At 60.5% G+C, this 25,638-nt stretch carries 12 protein-coding genes; 3 read left to right on the forward strand and 9 right to left on the reverse strand.

All coding sequences use genetic code 11. The features are described 5' to 3' along the window. Nucleotides 1-13: 13 nt before the first annotated feature. The 6 genes from PS060_RS01015 to PS060_RS01040 all read right to left on the reverse strand — a co-directional run bounded on the left by PS060_RS01015 (nucleotide 14) and on the right by PS060_RS01040 (nucleotide 8,753). The gene (locus PS060_RS01015) at nucleotides 14-991 is read right to left on the reverse strand and encodes a helix-turn-helix transcriptional regulator (RefSeq protein ID WP_273984887.1); all 978 of its coding nucleotides are present in this window, start codon (nucleotides 989-991) and stop codon (nucleotides 14-16) included. A gap of 7 nt (nucleotides 992-998) precedes the next feature. Next, nucleotides 999-2,327, reverse strand: coding sequence for an McrC family protein (locus PS060_RS01020; RefSeq protein ID WP_273984888.1), 1,329 nt, complete (start codon nucleotides 2,325-2,327; stop codon nucleotides 999-1,001). Next, complete coding sequence (locus PS060_RS01025; RefSeq protein ID WP_273984889.1) at nucleotides 2,324-3,067, reverse strand: PGN_0703 family putative restriction endonuclease; 744 nt, start codon at nucleotides 3,065-3,067, stop codon at nucleotides 2,324-2,326. The genes PS060_RS01020 and PS060_RS01025 overlap by 4 nt, the downstream gene beginning before the upstream one ends. Beyond that, nucleotides 3,064-6,345, reverse strand: coding sequence for an AAA family ATPase (locus PS060_RS01030; RefSeq protein ID WP_273984890.1), 3,282 nt, complete (start codon nucleotides 6,343-6,345; stop codon nucleotides 3,064-3,066). The genes PS060_RS01025 and PS060_RS01030 overlap by 4 nt, the downstream gene beginning before the upstream one ends. Nucleotides 6,346-6,520: 175 nt before the next feature. Further along, nucleotides 6,521-8,002 (reverse strand): DUF2779 domain-containing protein, encoded by a 1,482-nt coding sequence (locus tag PS060_RS01035; RefSeq protein ID WP_273984891.1) that lies wholly within the window; start codon nucleotides 8,000-8,002, stop codon nucleotides 6,521-6,523. 40 nt (nucleotides 8,003-8,042) lie between these two features. Beyond that, nucleotides 8,043-8,753: a HEPN domain-containing protein gene (locus PS060_RS01040; RefSeq protein WP_273984892.1), complete on the reverse strand. Its 711-nt coding sequence runs from the start codon at nucleotides 8,751-8,753 to the stop codon at nucleotides 8,043-8,045. Nucleotides 8,754-8,929: 176 nt separating this feature from the next. On the opposite strand from PS060_RS01040, the gene PS060_RS01045 reads away from it, so the two are divergent. The 3 genes from PS060_RS01045 to PS060_RS01055 all read left to right on the forward strand — a co-directional run bounded on the left by PS060_RS01045 (nucleotide 8,930) and on the right by PS060_RS01055 (nucleotide 19,650). Next, entirely contained in the window at nucleotides 8,930-9,703 is a 774-nt protein-coding gene (locus PS060_RS01045; RefSeq protein WP_273984893.1) for a hypothetical protein, read from the forward strand. An 88-nt stretch (nucleotides 9,704-9,791) separates the two neighbouring features. Next, on the forward strand, nucleotides 9,792-16,985 hold the full coding sequence (locus PS060_RS01050; protein WP_273984894.1) for a sacsin N-terminal ATP-binding-like domain-containing protein: 7,194 nt from the start codon (nucleotides 9,792-9,794) through the stop codon (nucleotides 16,983-16,985). Continuing rightward, nucleotides 16,948-19,650 (forward strand): DEAD/DEAH box helicase, encoded by a 2,703-nt coding sequence (locus PS060_RS01055; protein ID WP_273984895.1) that lies wholly within the window; start codon nucleotides 16,948-16,950, stop codon nucleotides 19,648-19,650. The genes PS060_RS01050 and PS060_RS01055 overlap by 38 nt, the downstream gene beginning before the upstream one ends. 215 nt (nucleotides 19,651-19,865) lie before the next feature. Here the strand turns inward: PS060_RS01055 and PS060_RS01060 are convergent, their stop codons facing one another. The 3 genes from PS060_RS01060 to PS060_RS01070 form a co-directional block, all read right to left on the reverse strand. Beyond that, complete coding sequence (locus tag PS060_RS01060) at nucleotides 19,866-20,300, reverse strand: hypothetical protein (protein ID WP_273984896.1); 435 nt, start codon at nucleotides 20,298-20,300, stop codon at nucleotides 19,866-19,868. Between the two features lie 230 nt (nucleotides 20,301-20,530). Continuing rightward, nucleotides 20,531-21,556, reverse strand: coding sequence for a hypothetical protein (locus PS060_RS01065; RefSeq protein WP_273984897.1), 1,026 nt, complete (start codon nucleotides 21,554-21,556; stop codon nucleotides 20,531-20,533). After that, nucleotides 21,556-25,629 carry a HigA family addiction module antitoxin gene (locus PS060_RS01070; RefSeq protein ID WP_273984898.1) on the reverse strand — a complete coding sequence of 1,358 codons (4,074 nt, stop codon included), beginning with the start codon at nucleotides 25,627-25,629 and terminating at the stop codon, nucleotides 21,556-21,558. Before PS060_RS01070 ends, PS060_RS01065 begins: the two co-directional genes overlap by 1 nt. Nucleotides 25,630-25,638 lie beyond the last annotated feature (9 nt).

Raw genomic sequence — 25,638 nt, forward strand, 5'->3', positions numbered from 1 at the left:
TAATCTGGGATAACTAGACCACGGCCCGGCCCGCTGCCGAAAGCCTTTCGCGCATCATTTCACGCAGTTCCTCCGGCCCTTCGATCCGCACCTCTCCGCCCCAAGTGAAGAGGTGTTCGGCGATCTCACGCAGGCCACCGGAATAGAACCGCACCACCAGCTCCTCGCCGTCCTGCTCGATCACCTGCTGGGGGTGGAAACGCCAGCGCCGCGCCCGCTCGGCGCTCTCAGGCGCGACACGCAAGACGATATCATGGCCCTGTTCGCGCCAGATGCCGAAGCTTGCTCCTATCCACGCATCAAGATCCCAGTCTTCGCTGGCTGCTCCGGGCTGATTGCTGACCCGCGCTTCGGTGATGCGATCAAGACGGTATGGCGCAGGCTCAAGATCGCGGCCGGGTATCTTGCCGATCAGATAGGTCGCAGGCCCGTGGATGAGGCCGAGCGGGATCACGCGCCGCCACTTCGGCTCCGTCGCGCCGTCGGCGAGGTAATCGAATTCGAGGCACATCCCCGCCATCATAGCGCCCTGGACCTGCGCCACGGTCTCCGGCGCATGCTCGATCATCGGTCCGGCGGGGACATGATGACGCTGAAGCCGGACCAGCGGGTCGAGGTCTGGTGCCATGCGGCTTTTGACCTCGCGCCTCAGGCCCGCCTGCACCTTGCCCAGCAGGCTCTCGAGCAGCGTGGCCTGCGCCGATCCCGCCTTGCGTGCCGTATCGGCGAGCGACTGCAGGGCTGCGATCTCGGCGACATTGGGCTGCGTGAACGGTGACGGTAGTGCGCCGGGGATGCGGAAGCGCTTGTGGCGGTCGTCAACACTTTCCTCGAGGTCGAAGTGGACGAGAATGAGATCGCGCAGCCGCTCGGCCGTGCGGCGGTTGGCGCCGATGACCTCTGCCATCTCGTCGAGGGTGAGACCTTCGGCGCTTTCCCCAAGCGCCTTGACCAGTGTCAGCAACCGGTCGAGTTTTGCGTTGCGTGCCACGATCGCCCTACCCTGCCGCCGCTACGAGCGGCGGGCGCTCCGTCAGAATTTTCTGCGCGAGGCAGGCAAGCGAAGCCTGCAATTCGGGCTGCTCGAGCGACACATCGGCCGTGGCGATCCGCAGGCACTCGGCACCGCCCGCGATGCCGAACTGCTGGCGCTGTCCCGCCGGCTCGCCCGGTTTTCCTGGATAAAGCAGCATGAGCTCAGCCGTGCGGTAGAGCCGGGCATATGCCATAAGCTGATAGACATCGGCCTGGCTCACCCCGTGCTTGCGGTCGAGCGGGTCGAGGCTCAGCTTCTTCCACTTGGTATCGATGATGGCGACGACCTCCCTGCCACGGCGCAGCATGATATCGGGCTTGGTGCGGAACACCTCGCCGCTGTCGATATGCGCGCCGGTGTAGGTACCAAGGCACGCCCGGTGGCCGCCCTGATCGATCACCTCGATCCCGCTACCCGCGAGCGCCCGGCGCAGCAGCACCGCGATGTATTTCTCGAACAGGTCGTTCATCGGGAACAGCAGCGTCAGGCCCTCGGGGGCCTTGGCCGCATGGTGGGTCGCCTGCCAGTCACGCTGGAGCAACAGCCGGGCGAGCCCGAACAGCGCCTCCCAGCGGCGGTTGGTGCGATCAATCCGCACCGCTTGCCATGGCAGCCGCGCGATCGGCATCTGCGGGATGTCATCCAGCGCATGGCGCAGCTCGTCAAGCTTGCGCCGGGTGCCGAGCGAGCGCGTGTGACGGGCAAGGAACACAGTGGCCGCTGCCATAATCCGCATCAGCGGGGTATCGGCCTCCAGCTGATCGAAGCGACAAGCAAGCCGGTCGGGGCGCACCGCATTGCGTGTGAACTGGCGGGTGATATCGAGCCGGCCGCGCAGCGCAGGCAGATCCTCCTCGCACTGGATATAGGCCCGCGGAAGCCCGCGCCGCACCTCCGCGAGGAGGCGGGTGGCAAAGGCGTCGATCAGGATTTCCAGCAGCGTATTCTTCTGCCGGGCGATCGCCGCTTCAGCCCCGATGTCGAGGTTGAGGCCGAGCGCCACGTCGAGCATGCGTACGAGCCGATCGCGGACCTTGCCCTCGGGCTCCCCCAGCGCAGTGTCAGGATCGACCTTGGGAAGGATTTCGAGGCTGCATCCCTTGGCTGAGACCATCCCCACCATCTGGCGCGCCATGATCCGGTCGCGCCCGAGGACGAGGATGTTGGTCGCATCATCATGCGCCAGCGGGTGCTCGCAAGCCGCCGCATGAAGCGCATGGGCTTGCTCGCGGGTCAGGCCGCGCTCACCGAACTTGGCATGACCCCATTCATGGATTGTGAGGTGCGTCACGGGGCGAAGGCCTCATGAACCGCGCGGGCGTGATCAGCCGCCTCTCCGGTGAAGCAGGCCAGCCACCCGCACCACGAGCAGGCAGCAAAGCGAACCCGGTTCCCAGCAACGATGGCATGGAAATCTTCAATCTCGCGTCGATGAGCGAGGAAGGCTTCTGGCGGATTGCGGCAGGCGTCCTGCGGCTCCGCGTAGAGATAGACCAACACCGACAGATGACCTGAGCGCCTGGCTTCGGTCGCAAGACCCAGAGCGTGCTTCACCAGCTGCGCTGCATCGAGATGCTTATAGCGCCGCGGCTCCGCCCGCAGCAGGTCGCGCATGGCGCACCAGCCCTGCATCCCGTCGCCCCAGACGTCGCGATCATAGGCCTCGGCCAGCTCGGCAACCTTGCTGTCGCGGTACGGCTCATAGCGCTTGGACTCGACACCGATCACATGCGTGTCGGTCCAAACCACCGCATCGAGCCAGGGGTGGCGTCCGCCGCTCCATGGGAAGCGCAATTCGCGCTCAATCTCTACGGCAGTGACAGGGCCGCCAAGGTCCGCGACGGGTGGGAACAACGGGCAATCAGCAGGCCGGTCAAGGAACCACCCGAAGCCATTCGCCGCCAGCGCCGCGCTGCTCTGCGGACTGGCGAACTTGCCACTGGCGATTTCGTTACCGGCAGCGCGGCCATAGACCTCGCAGACCTTGTCCTCGGGCACGCCGGGCAGGAAGATCGGCTGCGGCCCGCTCAAGCTTCGTTCTCCAGATCGGAGGCTGATGCTGCCCGTGCAGAGATGAGCCGGGTGTATGCACCCTCATCGAAGTGCGAGCGCACCCGCCAGCTCTTGAGCGGCTCACCGCCCTCACCCATCGGATCCTCGATGATATCGCAGGTGAGGAAGTTGCCGCCCTTGTCCTTCTCGCCGAGCACAGCCGCGAGCCGGTTCCAGTCGTCGAAGAAGTATTCCTGCAGCAGCGGGATGACCTTGTCGCGCATCACAGCGTCGGCATCAGCCTTGGTCTTGCAGTCGATGAAGAAGGCATGCCCGATCCGGTGATCGCGGTCGACGAGGTATTCAATCCGCCGATTCATGGTGTTGAGGACGTCGCCGAGCGGCAGCCCAGTCGAGTCCTCCGCAGCGATGAACGCCGGAATTGACGTATCAGGCGCCATTTCCTCGAAGCGGAACCGCCGGCGCAGCGCCGTATCGAGCAGCGCAATCGAACGATCGGCGGTGTTCATGGTGCCGATGATGTGGAGGTTGGCCGGCACGCCGAATTCCCGCTTCGAATAGGGCAGGCGCACCTTGAGCGCATTGCGCATGCCGAGCCGCTTGTCCGGCTCAATCAGAGTGATGAGCTCGCCGAACACCTTGGAGACATTGGCCCGGTTGATTTCGTCGATGATAAGGACGAACTGCTGCGCAGCGCCTCGAGTGACAGGCGACTGTCCTTCGCTTTCTACGGGACGGACCAGCCTGGCCAAGGCCTCCCTGTTCACCCGCCCCGCGGCAATCGAATAGAACGTGCGCTGCATGAAGTCCCCTTCGATGATGGTGTCGAGAGGGAGGGCTTCGTCCAGCACCTTGAGCCAGCGAACGCGCCGCCGGTGATAGTAGGTCGGGTCGCCGTCCTGCGCGAAGTAATACTCGCCGACCACCTCGCCGACCGCTCGGAACGCCTTGTTGCCAAAGGGGACGATGACAATGTCGCCGACCTTCATCGTGTTCCTGAACGGATGAAGCTGCGTCACATTGCTGGGCTGCTCATTTTCCCGAGGGGAGCTGGCCCACTCCTCTCGAATGGCTTCGAGGCTCGCGAACCGGGCATCTGACCAGTCGACATCGCCGCCCCAACCCAGCGCTACATAGTCTCCAGCGATGCAGGCATCATAGACGCTGTCCTCGACGCCAATCTGGCCAAGGCCCATTTTCCAAAAGTTCCGACCAGCGAAATCGAACGCGCCTCCTGTCTCGGCCGCTCCCTTTGCGGCTTCACCGGCCACCGCACAGAGCTCCCGGAAAATCCCAGGGCGCGGCTCGAGGCGAAAGCCGCCAACTTGGCCTTCCTGCCCATCGCTAGGCGCGGTTTCAGGGCGCAGGCCTTCAACGAACTCTTCGTAGGAAAAGCTCTGGTGGAAGGTGACGAAGCGAATGCGGCCCTCCTTGGAGAGCTCCTCGTAACGCTGCATCAGCGCGTCGCGATCCTCGGGGACGGCTTCACCGCACAGGCGAACCGCCTCCTGCGCCGTGCGATAGGTCTTGCCGGTTCCGGGCGGGCCGTAAAGGATGAGGTTGGTCGGTTGCATCGTCGGCATCTCGTCGCTTGATCCGGCCCCGAACAGTCGGTCGCGCCAGAAGGGATCATTCAGAAACAGGGCGTGATCTTGCGGCTCGCCGTCCAGCAAGAACCGGCGCAGCTGATCGGCATAGACGCTGTCGCCGGGGTCACGCAGACGCCAGACAGCGTCATTGTTGGTGTAGAAGAACCAGGTGCGAGGCTCCGGCCAGGCTTGCCAGTCAACGCCGACCCTGAGGCCATCGTCACTTACCTCGGTGATAGTGCCCTCAGCGCGAAAGCGCAGCGCAGTGACGATCCCCGTTCCGGCATCGAACGGCAGATCGCGGGCGCGCGGCACGAAGTCCTTCAGGAAGATCCGGTCGCCGACCTGCATTTCACGCACGCGGCGGTTGTTGGCGCTGCCGGTATCGGTGAGCAGGCTCCATTCACCGCGCTCGACAAAGCGCGGCAACCCGTCTTCTTGCCCCCACAGCGAGGTGACCAACCATGTCGGCACCGGATCAAGTTCGCGGGGAGCATCCGGATTGCCGACCACCCAGATGAACCCCTGCACATCGAACATATCCTGCGGGTGCCACCCGAATTCCTTGTCGAGCAGCCCGAACAGCGCCCGCATCAATTGCAGCCATTCGGCAAGATCAGCTTCGCGGAATTCGGTTTGCGGGAACAGCCTGCGGCCGAACAGCCTCCGCCCCATCTCGTCGATCTTGGCGATCTTGAACCAACTCGCCTGATCGGGGTGGAGTGTTGCCCAAACCGTGATCGGAATGGACAGCACCTCGCCCCGGCGCAGTCCTGCAATGCCAGCCTCACGCAAAACCTCGAGTTCACGCGCTGCAGCCGGAATGGCCTCGTCCAACGGAGCATCGCTGCGCGCGAGCAGGCCGAGCGCCGTGTAGAAGCGGTCACGCAGCGCCGGATCGGCGTTCTGCACCTCGGACAAGGTTCGCCAGCTGAGGGGCAGGCCCGAACCGCCCACCGAGAGCAGCCGGTAAAGACTTTCGCCAATCGCGCGGTCATCATCCTGCCGTGCAACGATTGCCTTGGCCTGCTCGATCAGACCGTTCTTGTAGGCGCGCTCCACATCCCAGTACGCACCCGAAGACGCGCGGAAGTCAGTGAAGTCCGGCATCTGGCGAAGGAATGCATCGCGGGCGCGGTTGAGCTCGGGCCAATCGATAACGACAAAGCCGAGGCGCTCGAGCGCAGTCTTGCAATCCCCGCCGCCCGGAAGCCACTCGCTACCGCGCCTCGCCAAGGCGTCGCGCACGATCGCCTTGCTGGGATAGCGCTTGCCGTCGAGAACGAGCCAGTATCTGGTCGGCTGCCCGAGTTCGAGAGCCGCAACGTACTGGGCGACATCGCCTACGGCGTCACATGCACCCACGGCTTCAAGAACCGCCTCGCGGTCGAGTTCGCCGAACCGGCCCTGGGGACGCGCCTCAGAATTGCGGAATCGGAAATAGGCCCGGGCCGCCGCACGGCAGGCGGCGAGATTGGCGTAGAACGAACCGTTCAGATCAATTGCGCTCGGGTTGCGCCTTCCCGCAGCGTCGTCGGACCGCGAGTAAGCCATCTCCGCAAGAATCGAAGCCCCGCCATCTCGATCGAATTGCTCGTCGAGACCGTAGGCGCCATCGACCTTGCGCCCGTCTGAAAGCCACGTGGCGATGGACGTTGGCGCATATCCTTGCGCGACCAGCCAAGCCTTGAATTCAGCCTCTCTCACTCGTTTGTCCCTGTTATTCTGCACATGACCCAATGTCGCACGGCGATACGACAGATTCGGTCATTGAAATGATAATGCTCGAAAAACCAAGCCCTTCACACGGGAAATTGCTTCCCCGCTCTCGGTTCACCCCCAAATACCATCCTAGGCCATGGCAATCATTGTCCCCGCGCCGTCAGTTGCCAGCCAAGGCCCGCGCGACGGCAACCATCGCCCAGGTATCCCTCGCGCAATAGGCCCTGAGTGCCTCTTCCAGCGCCTCACGCCGTCCCGGATCGCAGGCCGGATCGGCGGCCTCAAACCAAGCCGCCTGCGCGTCGCCCCCATCCTTTACTTCGAGCGCACCATAATCCAGCTCCGAGGCGATGGTAGGGAGCACCGCCTTGATCGACCAGCTGCCGCGCTGATCGCGGTGATACCAGTGGTTGCGGGCGATAGGCAGGAGATCGACCGTGGCCTCGGCCATCGCTTCAAGGCGCGGGGCGAGGTCTGGAAAGGACTTGGCCAGATCGCGCAGCACGCTGCGCTCGAAAGCGGCGTTGTAGGCGATGATCGTGGCACCTTCGGGAATTTGCTCGACCAGCGCCTCAGCACAGGCACGGCGCGGGTCGGATCCATCGCAGCTCAGGAACTCGTGATGCGTCATGCGCCCGCCGCGCCGTTCGAGGTGGAGCGAAAACTGGAACGGGATCTGCTGATACGGCCGCGTGCCCACCCAGCGCGGGACGGCCGGAGCGACAGTCTCGAAATCGAGCCATGCGCGCGGCCAACCCCACCCGGCCATGGCCTTGCGCGCCCCTTCGGCGTCGTGGAATGGGATGCCGTCACGGGTGGCGGCCAGGATGCGGGCGTGGCGGTCGTTCAGGTCGGATTCGGCCAGATCGAGTAAGTCCTCGACCCCGCGCTCCAGCCAGCGCTTGCCGCCGCCGTAGGGGAGCACGGTCACCGGCCATTCGGGACCCTGCGGCAAGCCTCGGCTGCAATAAGCGACGAATTCACAGGCGAAGGGCGCGCTGCAATGATCTCCCATTTCGCGTTCGGGCTCGTGGCCGGACAGTGTGGCGCGTGCCTCGGCCACCAGCGCCGGGCGAGTGGCAATAGTGCCTTCCAGCTCGCCGAGCAGGTCCGCATCGGTGAACAACCCGGCATAGTCGCCTTCGCGAGACAGGACGAAGCTGGTGTCGATATGACGGATGGCGGCTCGCTTCAGCTCGATCCCCGCCTCACGCATCACCCAGACCTGCGTGGCGAGATCGCCGCGGTGGTAGTCCTTGACCTTGCCCGAGCTCTTGACCTCGGCCGCCGCCCAGCCCCCGCCTTCGAGCTTCTCCAGCACATCGACCCGCACCAGCACGCCGTCATGTTCGAAGGTCGCCTCGAAGATCGGGCCGGGGTGCCCGCCTGAAATGAGCGAGGACGTCTTGGCCAGAGCTTCGGAGAGCGACGGGGGATCGACCATCACCCCGCCTCGGTGGAGCGCGCAGGCGATCTCGCCCACGGCATTGCCGGTCGCAAAGCGCGCCTCAGCGCCCTCGTCCTGCTCGGCCAATTCCGGCCGATGCGTCGCGAGCCATAGCTTCTTGGGGCACTGCTCGAAGGCCGTGATCTTGGATTTGGAGAGGCCGAAACGGCGTGTGGCTTTGCGAGTCTGCGTCATGCCGCGTTTCCTACAACCTCATCACGACAGAATTGGTCGTTCACTCCTCGATTACCGGATACATCGGCATCGCCCAGTCCTCGTCGGGGTTGTCCATCATGAGGTCGATGAACAGAGGCAGCAGGTGACCAAGGATCGCGGCGCCATCGCGCACCTGCGACCGGTTGGCGGCGCTGTTCCAGGTGGCGCCGCCGTGGAGCAGCTGGTTGCGCAAGACATAGAGCCGGTCGAACAGGATCGAGAGCACCACCGGCGTGTCACCCGCCGCCAGTGCTACATTGGCGGCGCGCTTGGCCGCCTCGAACGTGATTTCCCACCCTGCCCCGCCCGGAAGACCACCATGGTGTTTCCAGAAAGGTGCGAAGACATAGCGGTTGTCGAGCAAAATCCGGATTTCCTGCGGGAAGCGCGTCCAAAGCGCCTTGTAGAGACGGCCGCCGGTATCCAGCCTTACGAGATCGCAGAAAAAGCCATCAAAGCGTTCGCGTTCGGTCGCAGCGCCGGGACGGCGACCCTCCCCTTCGTCGTCCTCAAGCGCGCGCTCGAGATCACCGGCATAGGCGGCGTTGAAGCCGATCCACAGGTGAATGAACCGGGTATCGAGGTCTTCCTCCTCGCGATGCGCTCTGAGCAACCAGCTTAGCGCGCGGTGCACCCGCAGGGTCAAAGGCAAGGCAAAGCCATCACGCAAGGCGCGCTGCTTGTCTTTGAGGAGTTCGGGGTGGAGGGGATCGAATGTAGGCATCGCCATAATCATTGCGCCATAAGACATTTCCCGACAATATTTATCTCGTTTTCCCAGACGCTTCCAATTAGCGTTGCCTGAATGATGGAACGCAGAAAAAGGCGAGCGACCGGATTTGTCGCAGTTATGATCGATAGTCTTCCCTCAGCTGTCCTTGGCCGATTCTTGGGAGATTATCCCTGATGCACGAAATTACGATGGCCGACCCTTCGCGCGATTTCCTCGCAATGTGGCACGCGGTCGGTAGCCACATTCAGAGCTTCTTTGAGGACGGGCTGCACAGCTGGCTCAAGGTAGAACCTCGCCCGCCCTTTCTTGAGCACCTTTCTTTCCGGCTCGGCAACCAAGTGTTCTTCATCCGCTTCGAGGATGTCGATGAGCGGGCCGAAGTGCCCGGAAGCCGCGAAGGTCTGATGTCGGTGGCCGAAGGCTGGAACGGCTATCCCTGTCTTATGCCGATGCGCCGTACCTTGAGAGGGTGGGAACCTGACAGGCCGGGCTGGGGCCTGATCGATTTGCGCGACGGGAAACCCGTCGATCCTTCGACACTGGTGTCCGAAGAACAAGTCGCCATGACCGACTGGGAGTTGCTCGACTTTGCGGTTCAGGTGGTTCGAAACGCCCTGAAAGGGCGCGGCTATGAGATCATGTCATCGAACTCAAATCCGCAGGTCGATCCAAACATCTGGTTCGTCGCCGACATGGCACAAGGGCCTGAATGGGTCGTCGTACGCGCAGCCCGATTTCCTGAGCTCAAAGCGCAGCCTCCCGCCTACCGAGACGAGATCGCAAGGAACGTCGCCCAGATGAGCGGACGCGGCCATTTCGCGTCAGTCAGCTTCGCATCAGCCGATGATCCTAACAGCCCGCTCTGGCGCGGGTATTGCGCAGAAGTGGAGTTTGAAGGGCTCGAGCCCTTTGATCGGGCGTGTGAAGTCCAACCTGCGTCCACCTAATGCCCAACCAGTCGGTGCGGGAGGCTGCATTCGTAGCAGCAACAGTCTCAGCCCACTGGCTATCCATTCGTCTTGGAATCAATAAAGTATGACCGCCTATCAGACCCCTCAGACTGCGATCGTCACAGAGCTCAAGAACTTGTTGCGGGACCGCTACAGGTCGGGCTTCCCAGTGTTCAAAGAGCTCATTCAGAACGCCGATGATGCGAAAGCGAGAAGGATCGTCATATGTGGCCACAGCGGGTTCAACGATGCCCGTAATCCACTGCTTCAAGCCCCCGGACTTATCATTGCAAACGACGGGCCGGTAACCAATGCTCACTTTGACGCACTGAATCGATCAAGCGGCGGCACCAAGGGCGGTGATGCTGCCTCGGTCGGACGCTTCGGCTTGGGCCAGAAGGCTATATTTCATCTTTGCGATGCCTTCTTGGCTCAGGCCCGTCTCGTCGGACCAAATGGGCCGGCCGCCGAGCCTCGATTACAGATACTCAACCCGCTTGAGGAGATTCCCGCCGCGAGGAACGCTGGCGAGGCGTGGCGATATGTCGAAGCCGTTGATGTCGCTTTGCTCGATGACTGGGCCAAGGCGAACGAAATGGATGGCGGCATGGTGATAGCCGTACCGCTGCGCAGCAAGATCTTGACGCCGGGCGGAGGATTGTCACTCACTAGAGCTGAATGGACGCCAGAAAGTGCGATTGACGAGCTGATAAACAGTGAAGAACTGTCGTCGGTGCTGTGCTGTCTGCGCAACATCTCGGTGCTTGATATTGTTCAGCCTCAAGGCAACACGAAACGCTATGAACGACAGGGTGCCTTTACCGCCCTGTCTTCCCCCAACACAGCCGTCGCAGATCGTAGGCTGACTGGCAGCTTCAATGGGCCTCAAGGGCTGATCCACTTTTGTGGCCGCGAAACGCGTCTCACTTCCGGGCATGCAATCAGCCTCAAGGAGCGGGGCGACTGGCCGACTACGTTCGATCTTTACGACGAGCCAGTGCGTGCTGATGCTGAACCGCACGGGGCGGTAATAGTTTGCCGCCGTATGGCTAGCGATAATCGCCCAAGGCTTAGAATTCGCGATGTCGTCTATCTGCCTGTGGGCGAGCCGCTGCTCGATCTGGAATTGCCAGTAGGCAGTGAGATTATCGAACTGTTGCTGCACGGACATTTCTTCGTGTCTAGCGACCGCCGCTCAATCAACTCTGAAGATGGGACCATCGAATCCCTCTGGAATGAAACGTTACGACGCGAGGCAACCCTACCGCTCATTCTGGATGCCTTGGCTGATGGCTTCGCTGCCCTAGACAGCGATCAGGAACGCTATGCATTGGTTCATGCCCTAACCGCTCGCGATGACAGATGGTGGTGGATGAAGAATGCCGCCGATGCTTGCAGAGGAAGGGCTCTCGCTCGCTGCTGGGCAGGCAGCAGCACACCCGCATGGCAGGTAGTCCAAGCAGATGGGTTACGCCCTGTACCGGTAGGCACAACGACGACACTTCCGCGGCTTAAGGAGGCAATTCCAAGCCTCGAGGCTTGGTGCACTTCTCGGGGGCTGACGCTGTGCTTTGGCACGGTATTGGCTGAAACCGCGCCGACTTGGCCCGACAGTGAGCTCGCGGAAATTGTCCGTAAAGTCGGGCCTGCCGCATTTACAAAGGGACCAGTAGCCGAAACCATTGGCGCGCTCTTGGAAGGTCAAGCTGGCCCCCTGACCCGCGAGGCCCTTGCCGATCAATTCCGGTTGGCGTGCTCGGGTGTAGATCAGAGTTTTGCAGCAGCAGATCGCCTCAAAGCGGTGGTTCGGCATCTGCCCCCAGAGCAACTTCTTTTCCTTCCGCCTTCGATCGATAGCCGTCCCGTTATTGCAGCATTGGCCGCCGCTGCCCTGCCGGTAAAGTCGATCTGGTTGGATGGTCCGGTCCCCCTCCAGCCTACAATAAGCCTCAGCAAGGCAGTCGCGTTGCTAAGCGCTCTTGAACCTCAGCTTATCCAAGGCGGGCAAGCAGGCCTTCAAGCTGCTACCATGGTCGGCCAAGTATTGCGCAACGGCCCCCGGTTTGAAGAGCTCGCGCGGAATGAAACTGGGCGATACCTTAAGGTCATTCCTGCTCACCAGATGCAGAACTCGGCGGCTGAACGCCTGTCACTTGAAACCGTTCTGACCCTACAGAACAATGGCCTGCTTTTCGATGCTGGACCCAACCCGAAACTGGACCTCCTCGCCGAGGCGGTTGCTGCCCCTGCCATTTACCGATTGGATTTGCGTGACGGAGGAATTGAGGGTTGCGCGTCGACCAACCGCAAAGAGAGCCTGGTAGCCGTAGTGCAGCGGGCGCAACGCTATGGTGATCCTGCGAGATGCGGAGAATTGGCCGAGTTTTTGCGCGACCATGCGTCGGTCGACGATCTGCGGCGCCTCATCACGCAGGATACGGAATTAGGTGGTGACGTTGAGCTCATAGAGTTGACCGGCTTCAGCGAGGCGCTTGATCAGCTCGTCGATCGCTTGTGCCCGGACCGTCAAGCGCGTTTTATCTCTTCAGCCACTGCGAAAGAGCTTCACAAGGTCCGCGACAAAGTTGGCCTCAAGCCTCTAGATATTACATTGTTGGGGCACTGGCTGGACGACGCTCGCTGTCAGGGAACCCTGCCGCCGATTGACGCGGCGACTGCCCAAGCTCTGCTGCAGTCAACTATCGACGATGCCGTATTGAGGCACCTGCCGCTCAATCGCAGCGTTCACGATGACACTCTCCATCCGGCGACTGCCCTATTTCTGGGTCAACGCGCGCAGGTGCCCGCGAGCCTCGCCAGCTTTGCGAGACTGGCGGATCTATGGCCCGACCAAGCCGCTAGCGCCCGGCAGAACCGGTTGATCGACAAATGGGGTCCGAATGCAATCATTCGTACGGCACTGGCGGCGCCCGATCCAGACAAGCTGACCGCTGAAATCTGTGAGGCGATCAAGGCCACCGGCAACATTGGGGCCGACCTAACCGACGCCTTGCGCGATACCGCATGGATCGGCGCAAACGGGAAGGCATGGCAGCCTGCGCAAGTACTTGAGCTGCCCACACCGGCCGAAAATGTCTGGGCTGAGCTTATCGGCACGAACGATGGCTTGCTTTGTTCCAATCAACTACCCGCTTCCTTGCGCGACGAGACAGTTCGCGAGCGCTTGGCGGGCATAATGCCGGACCGGCAAAGCTCGTTTGCGTTAGCCTTTCAATCCCTCGCTGAGGCGCACGTGGGAGGTCTGTGCCTTGATGCAGCACTCCACCTTGAGGATCTGCGCCGCATCGCCCGTGCCGGGGATGGGCTCGGAATGCATGCAATGGGCAGCGGTATTTGGACATTGCTCGCATCCGCGCTGACAGAGGACTTCCCCGATACCGACCTAATTGCACTGGCGGGAACCCTGCCAAGGCCAGAACCTGCGACGGTCCTGACACAAATGAATGCCCTGGCTGGGCTGGCTGAAAGGGGCGCAAATGAACAGGTCGCCCGCCGGCTACATCTTGCCGGTTTCAAGGCCAATATCGCCGAGCTGAAGATGACCAATGGCCACCTACCGGCCGACCTTTTGGTTCCGAACGGCAATGACAACTTCGTGAGAGCCGATACGGTGACCCATGATGCCGCGGCTCTTGCATCTGAAGCCCTACTGGAGCGCCGCTATGCTGCTTGTGTCGATGTCCCAGATGTCTCAGCTCTTACGGACGCCGAACTTGATAGCCAAATGCCTCTGGCACAAGCGCTAGAGCGCGCGTTCGGCCCATTGGTAAAGCACGATGTCGGAGATGGCATTCTGCTTGCTCTGGCGATGACAGGCCGAGGTGAGGAAACACGCGAGCTGGCAAGCCTGTGGCAGGGACAATTAGCCTTCGACCGTATTGCCTACGACCTTGACCAAGTGCCCGCCGCCTTGGATCTCGACCCAACGGCGCTTCCTAAACGACTGGAAGAACTGCGGTTTGAAGTCCGCTTTCCTGACGGCGGGATGGCTTGGGTACGCTCGATCGCGGGCACACTATTCAAGGCTCCGCTATCCGGCCGCGGCGATGCCTTACTGATCCAATGCCGACAGCGCGAACGAACCCGGCAAGACATCGATTCCCGAGTAGTCGTGTGGGAGCTTGTGCTCGGGCATGTCGATCCAAACAGCGCCGACGAGGCCAAAGCCTTGCTCCGTCAATTCGTGCATGACTTCGCGCCCGCTTTGCTGCTGGCGTGGCCCCAGCAGCGCCAGGCTCTACTGGATCTGCTGGACAGGTATCTCGGCAGTGATCAGGTTTCGCTCGAGGATGCCCGCCACGAATTGCGCGAGGTGCTGCATGATAGGTTGGAAGGTATCCGAACTGGCAACGTGATCCGCCAAGCTGTTGCAGCCTATCACCGCGCAAAATACTCCGACCCGGAAGCAGCGCGCGATGGGCTGTGGGAGGCGGCACAATCTCCGCAAGGCGCGGCCGAATTGCTCGAGGCCATGCGCACCAAGATCAAGGAGATGGGTTATCGACCTGACCGCGTCCTCTTTGAACTATATCAGAACGCGGTCGATGCACAGGTGCAATGGGACGACAAGGGTAAAGTCCGAGTTCAGGTTGAAGCAAAACGGGAAGAGGATGGCAGGCTTGATCGTATCCGCCTCATCCACTGGGGAAGACCCATCAACCAGCCCGGACCTGACAGACAAAAGGCTGAGCGCGAAGGGCATGAACGCGATTTGGCACACATGCTCGCAGTCAGTCATTCCGCCAAAGAGGGAGATGCTATCACCGGCCGCTTCGGGCTGGGCTTCAAGACAGTGCATATGCTGTCGGACAGTGTGGGACTTGCAAGCGCCGGGGTGACCTTGCGTATTGCTGGCGGCATGTTGCCAATCGCTTGGGAGGAAGGAGAAGCCGAGGCCGGACCCTATAACGACCGCGGCCGCAAGGCGACGTTGATCGACATCCCAATCGCTGCTGACCACCGTCCGGAAGCTGAAGCAGCGTGGGAGGCTTTCTGCGACGCCGCGCCCTTGCTCGCCGCCTTGGGGCGCAGCGGCGAAATCAAACTGATCGACGGAACTCAGGAGCCGGCCTGTTTCGGCAATGATGTCCGCGAGTTGATTAGCGGCGTGGCAGGTGTAGCCCTCGATCGCGGACGGCAGGCACTGCGCTTCGACCTCGCCGAAGGCTTTCGACTATTCGTCGCTATCGGACGCAATGGACCCTACGCTTTGCTTAGGGATGTCGCCCAGTTCTGGCATTTGGTCCCGCTTGTAGGCGTTGCCCGGAAGGGCGCATGGCTGATGGAAGGACCATTTCCGGTCGATCCTGGTCGCAGTCACTTTTCCGGCTCAGCCCAAGAGAACGAAGCGCTTTTTGCACGACTTGGCCAGCGGTTGGCCGAACGACTCATCGCACTGCATGAAGCCAGCGAAACGAACTGGGACGATCTGGCCAGCAAGCTGGGCATAGCTCCGGACAGCAAGGATGCCTTCTGGCAAGCCCTGATCGGGTTGTTCGTCCCCGATCTTGAGTCAGGTGAGCCTCAACGTGAGCTTCATGGCCAAGGCCGCGGACTGGCCCTGCTAATGGCGCAGTGCCCAGTTGTTCCGCTGGCCTTTGGTGGAACCGCTCGCGCGGCTGATATTTCGTGGCGGCTCGACGGAGCGCTTGCCTTCCGGGAAGTTCACCGACTGTTGCAGGAGTGGTCTGCACTTGATCCATGGCGCGAGAGCATGATCAGCAAGGACACGGCAGATTTGCTGGGCAGGCTCGATTTGCCACGAGGAAAGGCGCTGGATCTTCCTAAACTCATCGAACTTGTCGCTCCCGAAATCGGCATCGATCCCGCTCTCGCAGAGTTGTTGTCCCCAGCGATTGATGAGGAGCTCCGGGCAGCAGCATCCAAGGAAGAAGACGAAGCGTTGCGTAGCATTCTGCGGGAGCGGAACTGGAAGGCACAAGACGGTTCATGGCAGCCAATCCGCTTGCTGGCATTCCCGCAAAGCGACGATCCAGACGAGCGAGCGCGCGCCGACTTCGCATCAGCCGCAGGTAGATTGGCTTTAGACTACAGCCAAGACGGGTTGAAGCTAGCCATGTTCGCACGCGAGCAGGCAGGCCACAATGAAGCCGTATGGAAGGGGTGGGCAAGGAGTGCAACAGCCTCGCAGGAAAGGCAACGGGCGCTACTTTGTTACCTTGTTGATGCTGATCAGCGCACCGTGAATGTGTTGACCGAAGCCGCGACGTGGCTTCCCACTGGGGCCGCATTGGCCGACTACCCGCTGCTACAAACACTTGAATATGAGGCGCGTATGCGCCTGCTTGCCAAGCTTGGCTACTATGGCACTTCACCCTCAGCCGCTCCTGGTGCGGTGCTGCGAACGCCTACTGACGCCGAGACTGCCCTTCTGGAAATTGCAGATTGGTGGAAGAGGGAACGCGCAGTGCTGATTCCTGCGTATGAGCGCAGTGTTTATCCAGAGGATGGCTTTTCGTTCGACGATCTACAAGAGGACAGCGCTGAAGCCTGGTTTACCCTTCTTGCGCTGGCGACATTCCAGACCCTTGGGCGTATCAAACCAGACCAGTCCCGGAGCTTCGTAACGAATGCGATGACCGAGGGCTGGTGGCACCGCCTCTCAACGATTAATCCAGCTGCCGACAACCTTGAGCCCTTCGTGGACCGCCTTCGGGCTTGGAGCGAACCAGACGCTCGCGAAGACTATATGATCTGGCGCCGCTGCCTAACAGATCTATGCCTGATCGCCCGTCACCTCGATGATTATCGCAAGTTGTTTAGGAAACTGCCTGCGATAATCCAGCAGGAGGGCCCGGTCAGTCTCGGGAATCAATTGCGCCCAGGCTCCTCGCCTGCGGCCGGACGCATGGGCATTTTCGCTCCCCCTCTGACCCGGTCGCTGGGGATAGGAGCGAACTGGGTTTTGCGCGAACTGGCGCGGAAGGGGATCTATTCACAGGCTCAGGCCGAAATAGTGTTGCCATATGGCTGGAGCACGGCGGACCGGGTCCGAAGGTTAATGCAGCGGCTCGGCACGGGATCCTTCGATCACGGCGTAGATGCCGGACGCAACCTGCACGACGCCGTTCACTGTCGCATTGGAGACGAAGCTCGCTTCAATGGCGATGGGGACTTGCCTCTGCACATCATCACCTTGGCCAAGCACCGCGACAGATTGAACAACATTCTATACAATGCCGTGGGCGAAGGCTGGTCTGGTGACGATCTCGACGAAGACAAGGACGATGATGCCTGAGCCCTTTTCCCAGAACACACCGGTAAGCCACCCGCGCCACGGAACTGGTCACGTTCTAGCCGACATGGGTGAATTCATACTCGTCCGGTTTGGGCCTGCAATTCAGCAGGTCCCGCGCGAGCAACTGTCGCCAGTACGATCGCTGGAACAGGCGCTTTCGACTGGCACGCTCGACCCAAGCGCTGATGCACTGCTGCGAGCCAGCGCACTGGCGATCCGTTCGGTCAACGATCAGTGGGGGGTGTTTTCCCGCTCGCGTGTGCAGCTCCTGCCGCACCAGCTCTGGGTCTGCCACCGGGTTAACCGTAGCTACCCTTTCCGCTGGCTGGTCGCCGACGATGTTGGCCTCGGAAAGACGATCGAGGCCGGGCTCGTGCTCATGCCGTTGGTCGCCCGCGCGCAAGTGCGCCGCTTACTCATCCTTGCCCCCGCCAAGCTGGTACCGCAGTGGCAGAAGCGCATGCGGACCATGTTCGACATCCGGCTGCAGGTATATGACCGGGCTGTTGATACCGGGCAGGTTGATTTCTGGGATACAGCGAACATGGTCGTCGCTTCGATCCACACTCTGCGTCGGGAAATTACCGAAGACCGGGAAGACACAAGCCGATTTCTTGCCGCCGATGCCTGGGACGCGGTCGTGGTAGATGAAGCTCACCACCTGAATACCGACGAACGGACCGGCGAGACTCTCTCATTTCAATTGCTACGCGCCATGGAAGAGCGGCGCCGGATTGGATCTCTCTTACTATTCACGGGCACCCCCCATCGGGGCAAGGATCATGGTTTTCTGTCCCTTCTGAGCCTGCTCGACCGCGAAGTCTTCGGACCTGATCGCGATCCTGATGAGCAGCTTGCACGGCTCCCAGACTACATGATCAGGAACAACAAGGCGACAGTCACAGATCTAAATGGCAAGCGTCTATTCACCCCGATCACGGTGAGCTCGCGCGAGTATAGCTTCAGCCCAGAGGAGCGGGCGTTCTATGACACGCTGAGCGCCTTCATTATCGATGGCCGTGCTTATGCCTCCACTCTTGGAGCGCGCGCGCAATCTCAACGAATGCTGCTCTTGATCGCTCTGCAGAAGCTGGCGGCCAGCTCAATTGCTGCAATTCGTAATGCGCTCGCAAAGCGGCGTGCACGACTGGCGGAGTTGGCTGAGTCTATGCGCCCACCCGCTGCGACAATTTCCGAAGGCGATGGGGACGATACACTCGATGACCGCGCGCGCGCCGACGAAGATGCATGGGGCCGAATGTTGGCCGAATTGATGGACGATGAAGTCGCCCGCCTCGAAGAGCTGCTCGAACTGGCAGAGCCGATCCGACAGGAACGCAAAATCGACCGACTTGTTGAGCTGATCGAAAGTGAACTCCCGCCGAGCGAACCCGTGCTGCTCTTCACCGAGTACAAGGCTACGCAGGCTATGGTGGTAGATGCGCTCCACGCTCGCTTCGGACATGGTTGCTGCGCATTCATCAATGGCGACGAGCGGCTCGACGACCTCGCTCGCGAAGACAGCACGCGGGGCCCGAGAAGCTGGGCGCGCGATGCGGCCGCCGAGGCGTTCAACGGCGGTAAAGTGCGCTTCCTGGTGTCAACAGAAGCGGCCGGCGAGGGGATCGACTTGCAGGAGCGCTGCGCCACCCTAATCCATGTCGACATGCCTTGGAATCCGATGCGGCTGCATCAGCGAGTGGGGCGATTGTCGCGCTATGGCCAAACCCGGCCTGTTCAGGTTTATATTCTGCGCAACCCCGACACGGTCGAAGCCCGCATTTGGGACCTGCTCAATACCAAGCTTGAACGCATTCAGCGTACGCTCGACGTGGCGATGGATGAGCGGGAAGACATCAGCCAGCTGGTGATCGGCATGACGGCGCCTGGCACCTTCGAACAGCTGTTTGCAGAGGGGCAAGCACGTCCTCGCGAAAGTCTTGATGAGTGGTTCAATCGCGAGAGCGCAACTATCGGCGGAGAGGATCTGGTCCGAAAGGTCAAATCTATGCTCGGCAACGTGGCGCGCTTCGACTTTGCTTCGGTTGGCCGCAATCTACCACAGGTCGATCTACCGGACCTCGAACGCTTCTTCATCATGACGATGGAACATCAAGGCCGTCGAGTGTTGCGCCGTGACGAAGGGTTCGAAGTGATTGCGCCCGAACCCTGGGTCGATGAAGACTATGCTATGCAGCCACGCTACAAGGGGTTGATGTTTGACCGTCATGCGAAGTTAGGCGCGTCGGAAGGACCAACACGTCTTCTCGGCATCGGTCACGTACTCTTTGATCGGGCTCTCAAAGAGGGAGAACGAACCGAAGCATGCCTCGCCACTTGCGCTCGGCTAGATCGCCCCCTGTTGATTGCGTCCGTCGAAGACCAGGTCACTGGCCAGGACCAGTCGATCACGCGGATCGTCATCGCAGCGTTCAAGGATGAAACGGGGACAATCCAGGTGCTCCGCGACTGGGAGCTTCTCAAGTTACTGAATGGCTTAGGACGCAGCGATCTTTTCGCCCCGCCCTTTGCCGGTGGCGAAAAATTGCGGGCACTTCAAACCGAACTGCTCGCATCAATGGCAGAGCGGCTGACAGAAGTCGCCGAGATGATGAGCCGACCCGGACTGCGAAACGAAATGATGCTTCTCCCGGAGAGCTTTTAGAAGCCAGAAGAAGAGACCGGCAATTGGCGACCAAAGTCGGACGATACTCCGTTCCCGATGAACCTCCGGTAATGATTGAAGCTGCCGTTCGCGCCGGTCGAAGCGGTCCATCAGCATCGCGGCTACGGTCGGTCGTTCGCGGCCAACCGTTGTGTTCCCCAAAACCGATCATCCATGGCTCGCCAGGGTGGGGATCAGGCAGCTGGGGCGCCATCCTAATCCCCGGCATCGTCCTCGTCGGGAACATAAGTGAGGCCGAGTTCGGAGAACAGCGCCTCCATTTGCTTTCTCGACGGGGGCATCCACGGCTTCGCATTGGTGAGCATGTCCATGAACCCGTCAAGTTCCTCTTGTAAAGCCGGTTCCTGGCTGGGCGCGATCAAGCCGGTCTTCTCGATCAACTCGTTGATCGCGGCCTGGAGCGTCTCGACCTCGTCGCGCTTGTACAATGTGCCCTTCTGCTCGGTCAGATCATCAATGGCGATGCGCATTTGCTGCAGCGCATGCGCGAGCGATTGCTTGCGGCGGTTGTATTTACCGCGCGCCGAGCCCTTTGGATTCTTAACGGCGTCCGCCCGGCCGACCGCGTTTTCGGCGATTAGGCGCTTAATCATGTCGATTGAATCTTCATCGATTTTCCTGAATCTCATTTTTCGCTGGGTATTCGGCGATTTGCCGCTGCCTCGACCTTAGGCGGTGCGCTGCTGACCTGTCATTATTCATCGGGTTCTGATGTTCGATGTCTTGGTGCGGCTTTGTTCGGGGGAGTGCATCGATCAAACCACTCATTAGCCTCTCCACCCCGGAACGGGGGGCGAGCTTAGCGTCTTCCCGCTCCTTTCCGAAACGTAGCGGCCAACGCGGTCGAAGTCGAAAGATGTCATTCCTCTCCTCGACGATGAACCAGCGTTGCGGAGGCTAGGTACGAACGCTCCTGAGACCGGCCCGTGACGACTTGTTTCGGGTCGCGCTCATTATACTCTCGCGCGAACTCTTCATCAGTCCATGCGCCGTCGCCGTAATCGGCTTTGTCGAAAATATTCCAAGCCCCGTTCTGAACTGGGGCCATGCCGAAAAGCGGCCCGACAAATGGGCAATTTGGCACGAAGTAGGTCAGTATGAAGGGGTGAGTTTCCCATCCCTTTTTGATGAAGACATGTCCCTTGGTGCCGGAGATGAACCACGGTCGCACCGCAAAACTCCCGAACTGCTGTTCGATGATTGTGCTCACATGGATAACAGCGGCTAGCGCGTCTGCGCGAAGCGTTGAGTAAGTGCCGACGTTGAAGTGAATCGAGCGATGCCGAAGAACTTTGAGCGCACGGAACTCGGCCGCTGCTTCGGGTAGCAGAATGCCCCAAGCCTCAAGCGTGTCGATGGGTACCTCCCACTTGTCGAACGAGTCCTTCCGGTAGACCTGCTTGTATTCGGGTGTTCCTTTGAAAAAGTCGCGCATGTCCAAAATCAGGTGATTGAGAATGCGCTCTCCCAAAGCGCATGCGCCGACGAGAGCGGGGTAATAGTCCAGCATCACGAAGGAGCGCCGCACCTGCTCAAAAAAGCGGTTGTGATAGGCAATCACCGACATCGGCTTGGCACCGATGCAGAGAAAATTCTCAACCTTTTGATCGATGGCTTGCTCGCCAAACTGCGCGATTAAGCTCTGCCGAATGTGCTCTTGATTGGCCGCCCACATCTCCTTGACCTGAGGTTCCCAATGCTCCTCGATCTTCGTGCCTAGAGTCATCGCACGGCTGTCGAAATCCATGCCCCAGCTAAGAAGGCGGCGGCGTCCGGCGTCCGAAATTCTCGTCCGCACTTGCTTGAAAGTCGCATCCCGCGGCATATCATGAATCGTCGTGCGCGTGATGACTTCGGAGGCTGAGGTTGGATCGTTGCCTGTCATCAGTAACGCATCCGGCGCGTGATCTTCGCTTCGTTGTCTTCCCAATCAGCTTCACGCAGGTAGCTCGCTTCAAGACCGCGCAGAATCGCTGCGACGCGAGGATGCGTGTATTCCATCGACTGCGCCCAGCCAGCGTATTTGGCGGCGATACTACGCTCCTGAGCCCCGCCTTCTCCCCGCCAGTGCACCCCCCGCGAGTTACGCATCGCGATGGTAAGGCCGCGAGACAAATGCTCGTTCATGACCTGCTCGAGCGCATCGCGAACCGGAAGGCAGGGCCAAATGCCGTCCTCCGCTTTCGGCGCGTGCGACAAGAGCTTGCCAATCATCTGATCTCCGATGTCGCCCCTTGCAATCGCTGTGCACCCGGCGCGAACCTGCTCCACCCAAGAGACGATACGATCCGCGACGAGCGCTCCGCCATCATCATGGCCAGGAGTTTGGCGGAGGCGGTCCAGCATTCTGTAGCACGAGCTCGCCCTGTTCGAGCGTTGCGTCTCTGTCAGTTCCGGTTCGGACGCGTCTTCCCCGTCGTCATCGCGGATAAAGCTATACTTGACGGCCTCAACGAACAGCTCCGGGTGCGCTTCGATCCGGCGCTCAAGGTTCACGAGCCCAACCTCATTGTCTTCGTCGAAAATGTCGACGAACTGGAACTCGAGGCCTGCCATCTCATCGGTGTCCATCTGACCGCTCGCGTTCAACAGCTTGAAGGCATCGCGGAGATGGTGCGGGTCGAGCAAATAGGTTTTCGACGTCTCATTCGAACCACCCGCGATCGCCTTGAGCAGGTCAAACACGTCTTGGGCGCGCAATTTCTTGAGGTCGAATTGAGCGAAGTTGAAGGCGGCACGCGGTCGGCCCGCTTCGACAAGCTTCCTGACGGCATATCGCACATCGTCGTCGGTTCGGTTCCAGCCGGGCGCGATGTCCTGCCAATAGCAAGATTGCAGATCGTCGCTCAGCGTTTCCACCACATCCCAAGTGGATTGCTCGAACGGAGCGATGAGCAGGATCGAAAGCATGACTTCATCGGGTTGGTCAGCAATTAAACGTTCGAGCAATCCCAGCTTGCGACTGGTAGCCTCGTTAAGTGCGCCACCAATGAAGGATGCCTTACCCCCGCTAACGGGTCGACCGTCGGCGATTTCTAGAAGTGCTGCTTTGAGGGAAGCGAGGTCAGTAATAGCCTTCGACAAATACCACCCCGCAGTATGTTGCGCCTGTCCTGATTCAGCGAGACGAAAAACTTCACTGATACCGCCATACGCGAGCACTTCTTCGATGGCCGACTGGCGAAGCTGGGAAATGCGTTCTTCGCGCTTCTCGTAGTCGGGCTCGTCGGCGGCAATCTCGTCTGCGGATTCATCCACCCAAGCTTGTTTGAACAGCCAAGAGTGACGCAGCACAGGGTCGATAGGCTCAAGAGCTTCGTATGCGGCGCGTGCGCGTTCATCTACGCCGCGTTCGGGTTCCAGCTTCCGCCGCCGTAACGCGCGTCTCGTAAACGTAGAAACCCTGATCTTCTCGCGAAGGGCGGCACGATCCGCATCGTTGGCGTCCTTGATCCAATCGTCAACGACATCCCAAACTTTCGGTCTCAACGAGTCGTCGAGGCCATCGAGATTCTGCACCAAGTCGCTGATAGTTGAGAGCATGTGGTTCGGCCATGCGAGTGCCGTATGCAGCGCATGAATGGCAAACTCGTTACCTTCCTTTCGTGTGACCACATTCCCATAGCCGTGTCCGTCGGGCCGCCACCGCGGCTTGTGGCTGAAATGCCCGACACGAGAACCTTGCTCGAACTGTTCGATCAATATCGGCCAAGCAACCGAGGGAAAGGTTTCCGCGAGTTTTGACAGAGCCTTTTTCCGCGCTTCGAGATCGGCGCTCGTTTGCGGCATCCAAGAGCAAAAGATCGCCGACAAACTCGATGACGGCTTGTTGACCAAATTATCGTCGATAGCCCGCTCGGCCAACCTGCCGAGAACGAGGACGGTACGCATGAAGAGTCGCGCCGACCACGCGAGATTCTCGAGTGCCCACAGCAGGCCTGTCCGGTGCGACCGGCCGAAAATCGCATTAGACATAGGCTTCATCAGCGCGAGCGAAGCTGGTTCCTCGGTCTTTAGGTCAGTTTCGATGATCGAAAGAAACGGTTCCGGGGCCGCCTCGGAATAGAGAGGAAGATCGCTCGACTGCGATTCCAACGTGTGAAGCGTGAGCGGCTCCAAGATTTCCCGCACGAGCTTTTCAGCGCGCCATTCGCTGTTGAAGTTCAAACGTCCCTTGAACAGTTCAGCGCCGTACACAGAAAGCAGCACCAAGGACTCCGCGATGCCATCTCGCAGCGCACCGGAGATTTCACGCGACTTGCCATAGATGCCCGCCGCCCATTGTTTGTCTTCAGGCAATTCAAGCGCCGGATCGGGTTCTTCCAGTACCAAGCTTGCGACGGTGAAGAACCGCTCAAGATCGGCTTCAAGGATTACGTCCTTGATGGCGAAAAGCGCGTCGATTTTGGAGACGACACCGCGGTACGCGCCGACCCGCCACACGGGAGCGCTTTCCAGCGGCAGCAGGTCATTGAGACGGCGTTCGAGTTCATCAAAATCGATATCATCCGAAAGCGCTTCAAGCATTGCCTGATCGGCCTTGTTATCGGCCTTCCACGCACCAGCGAGAAGGAAGGGCGCGATCTGCGCGGCGATCTTCTTGTCTTCCGCCCAATCCGGCTTCCGAATGGCTGGCAGTTGCGAGAGCCGACGGCGAAGCACGGTCAGCGAACGGCCCGTCTCCCGGCTGAGCGTTTGCACGCGCTCGTGGCCGATCCCCATATCCCCAAGCGCTTTCTCAAACGCCTCGTAGTTCAGCGTTTCGAGCGTGATGTCCGGATCGGAGGTGGTGGCGTTGCGCGGATAGACGATGAAGGAAGGCATCGAAGCGCGGTAGGGCGCGAACTCTTTTTCGACTTCGCGCGACAAAATCACAGGAATGAAGTTCGAGACCTGCGCAGCAAGCTTGCTGAGCGTGCCTGTCTCGCGAAATACGATCACACGATCTCGGAAGCTTCCGAGATCCGGATCGTCGGCGGCGAACCCGGCGCTAAGAAACGCAAGGGCCTCGTCGCGCGAGTCCGCTGAAATGATGATTGGCTTGCATTGGTTAGACGTGACGGCGCGTTTCAAGGTCGAACGGTAAGCGGTAAGCGCGTCGTCAAACAGCGAATGCTTTAATTGCGGCTCGCAGTCGGCCGCCCAAATTTTCCAAACCTCATCGAGCGCGATCGCGCCATGCGCATCCTGCTCGGTTTCGTTGGCGAACCACGTCTGACCGGGAATGGATTGCTCAAGCCATTGCTCAAGGTCGCTCGCATCGTAGGCCCGAACGTCCTTCCATTGCTTCTCCTTTTTGCGTGCTTTCACCCACTCGTCTTTGCCCGCCCACCTGCGCGGTGTGACGAAGATGAACGTCATTTCATTGCGCTTGGTGGCATCAACGCCTTTCACGCTTTTGGCAAAATCGCCGTCTGCCTTGCTTTTCGGGTTCTGATTGACGCCGAACTCCCAACCCGAACGGCCCTGCGGAACCCACGGCGTCGCGCCCTCCGCTTCGACTTCGCCGTCCCAGCCAGGGCGCTCGCTATCATCGTTACCAGGGAAGTCGACCTTCGTAAGCCCGGACCCCGTCGAGTTTACAAGCGTGCGCAGAAACACGGCGAGCCGCTGGCGCGGCATGATGCCCGATCCGCCCCATGCTTCGATCTTCGAAGCCTCGATCTGTAGGAACGGCGGAACGTAAGAGCTTATTTTGGGCGTGAGGTCTGCACGTCTCGGCTGCGCCGCGTCCCACGCACTTTGCAGGTCGAGCAATTTTCGGGCGGGCTCGCCGAACGCGACTTCGAGGCGCGCAGCCATCTCCTGTGAGAGATCGGACTTGCCGTTAAGGAAATTGGACAAGGTGACGCGGCTGACATCGAGTTTCTTGGCGGCGGCGGTGACATTCATGCCCTTGGGGATGATGTTTTCTCGAACGTAAGTGCCGGGGTGTTGCGGAGAAGGATGTTCAGTCATGCAGCGCAT

The sequence above is a fragment of the Erythrobacter sp. BLCC-B19 genome (assembly GCF_028621955.1).
In the GTDB taxonomy this organism is placed as follows: domain Bacteria; phylum Pseudomonadota; class Alphaproteobacteria; order Sphingomonadales; family Sphingomonadaceae; genus Erythrobacter.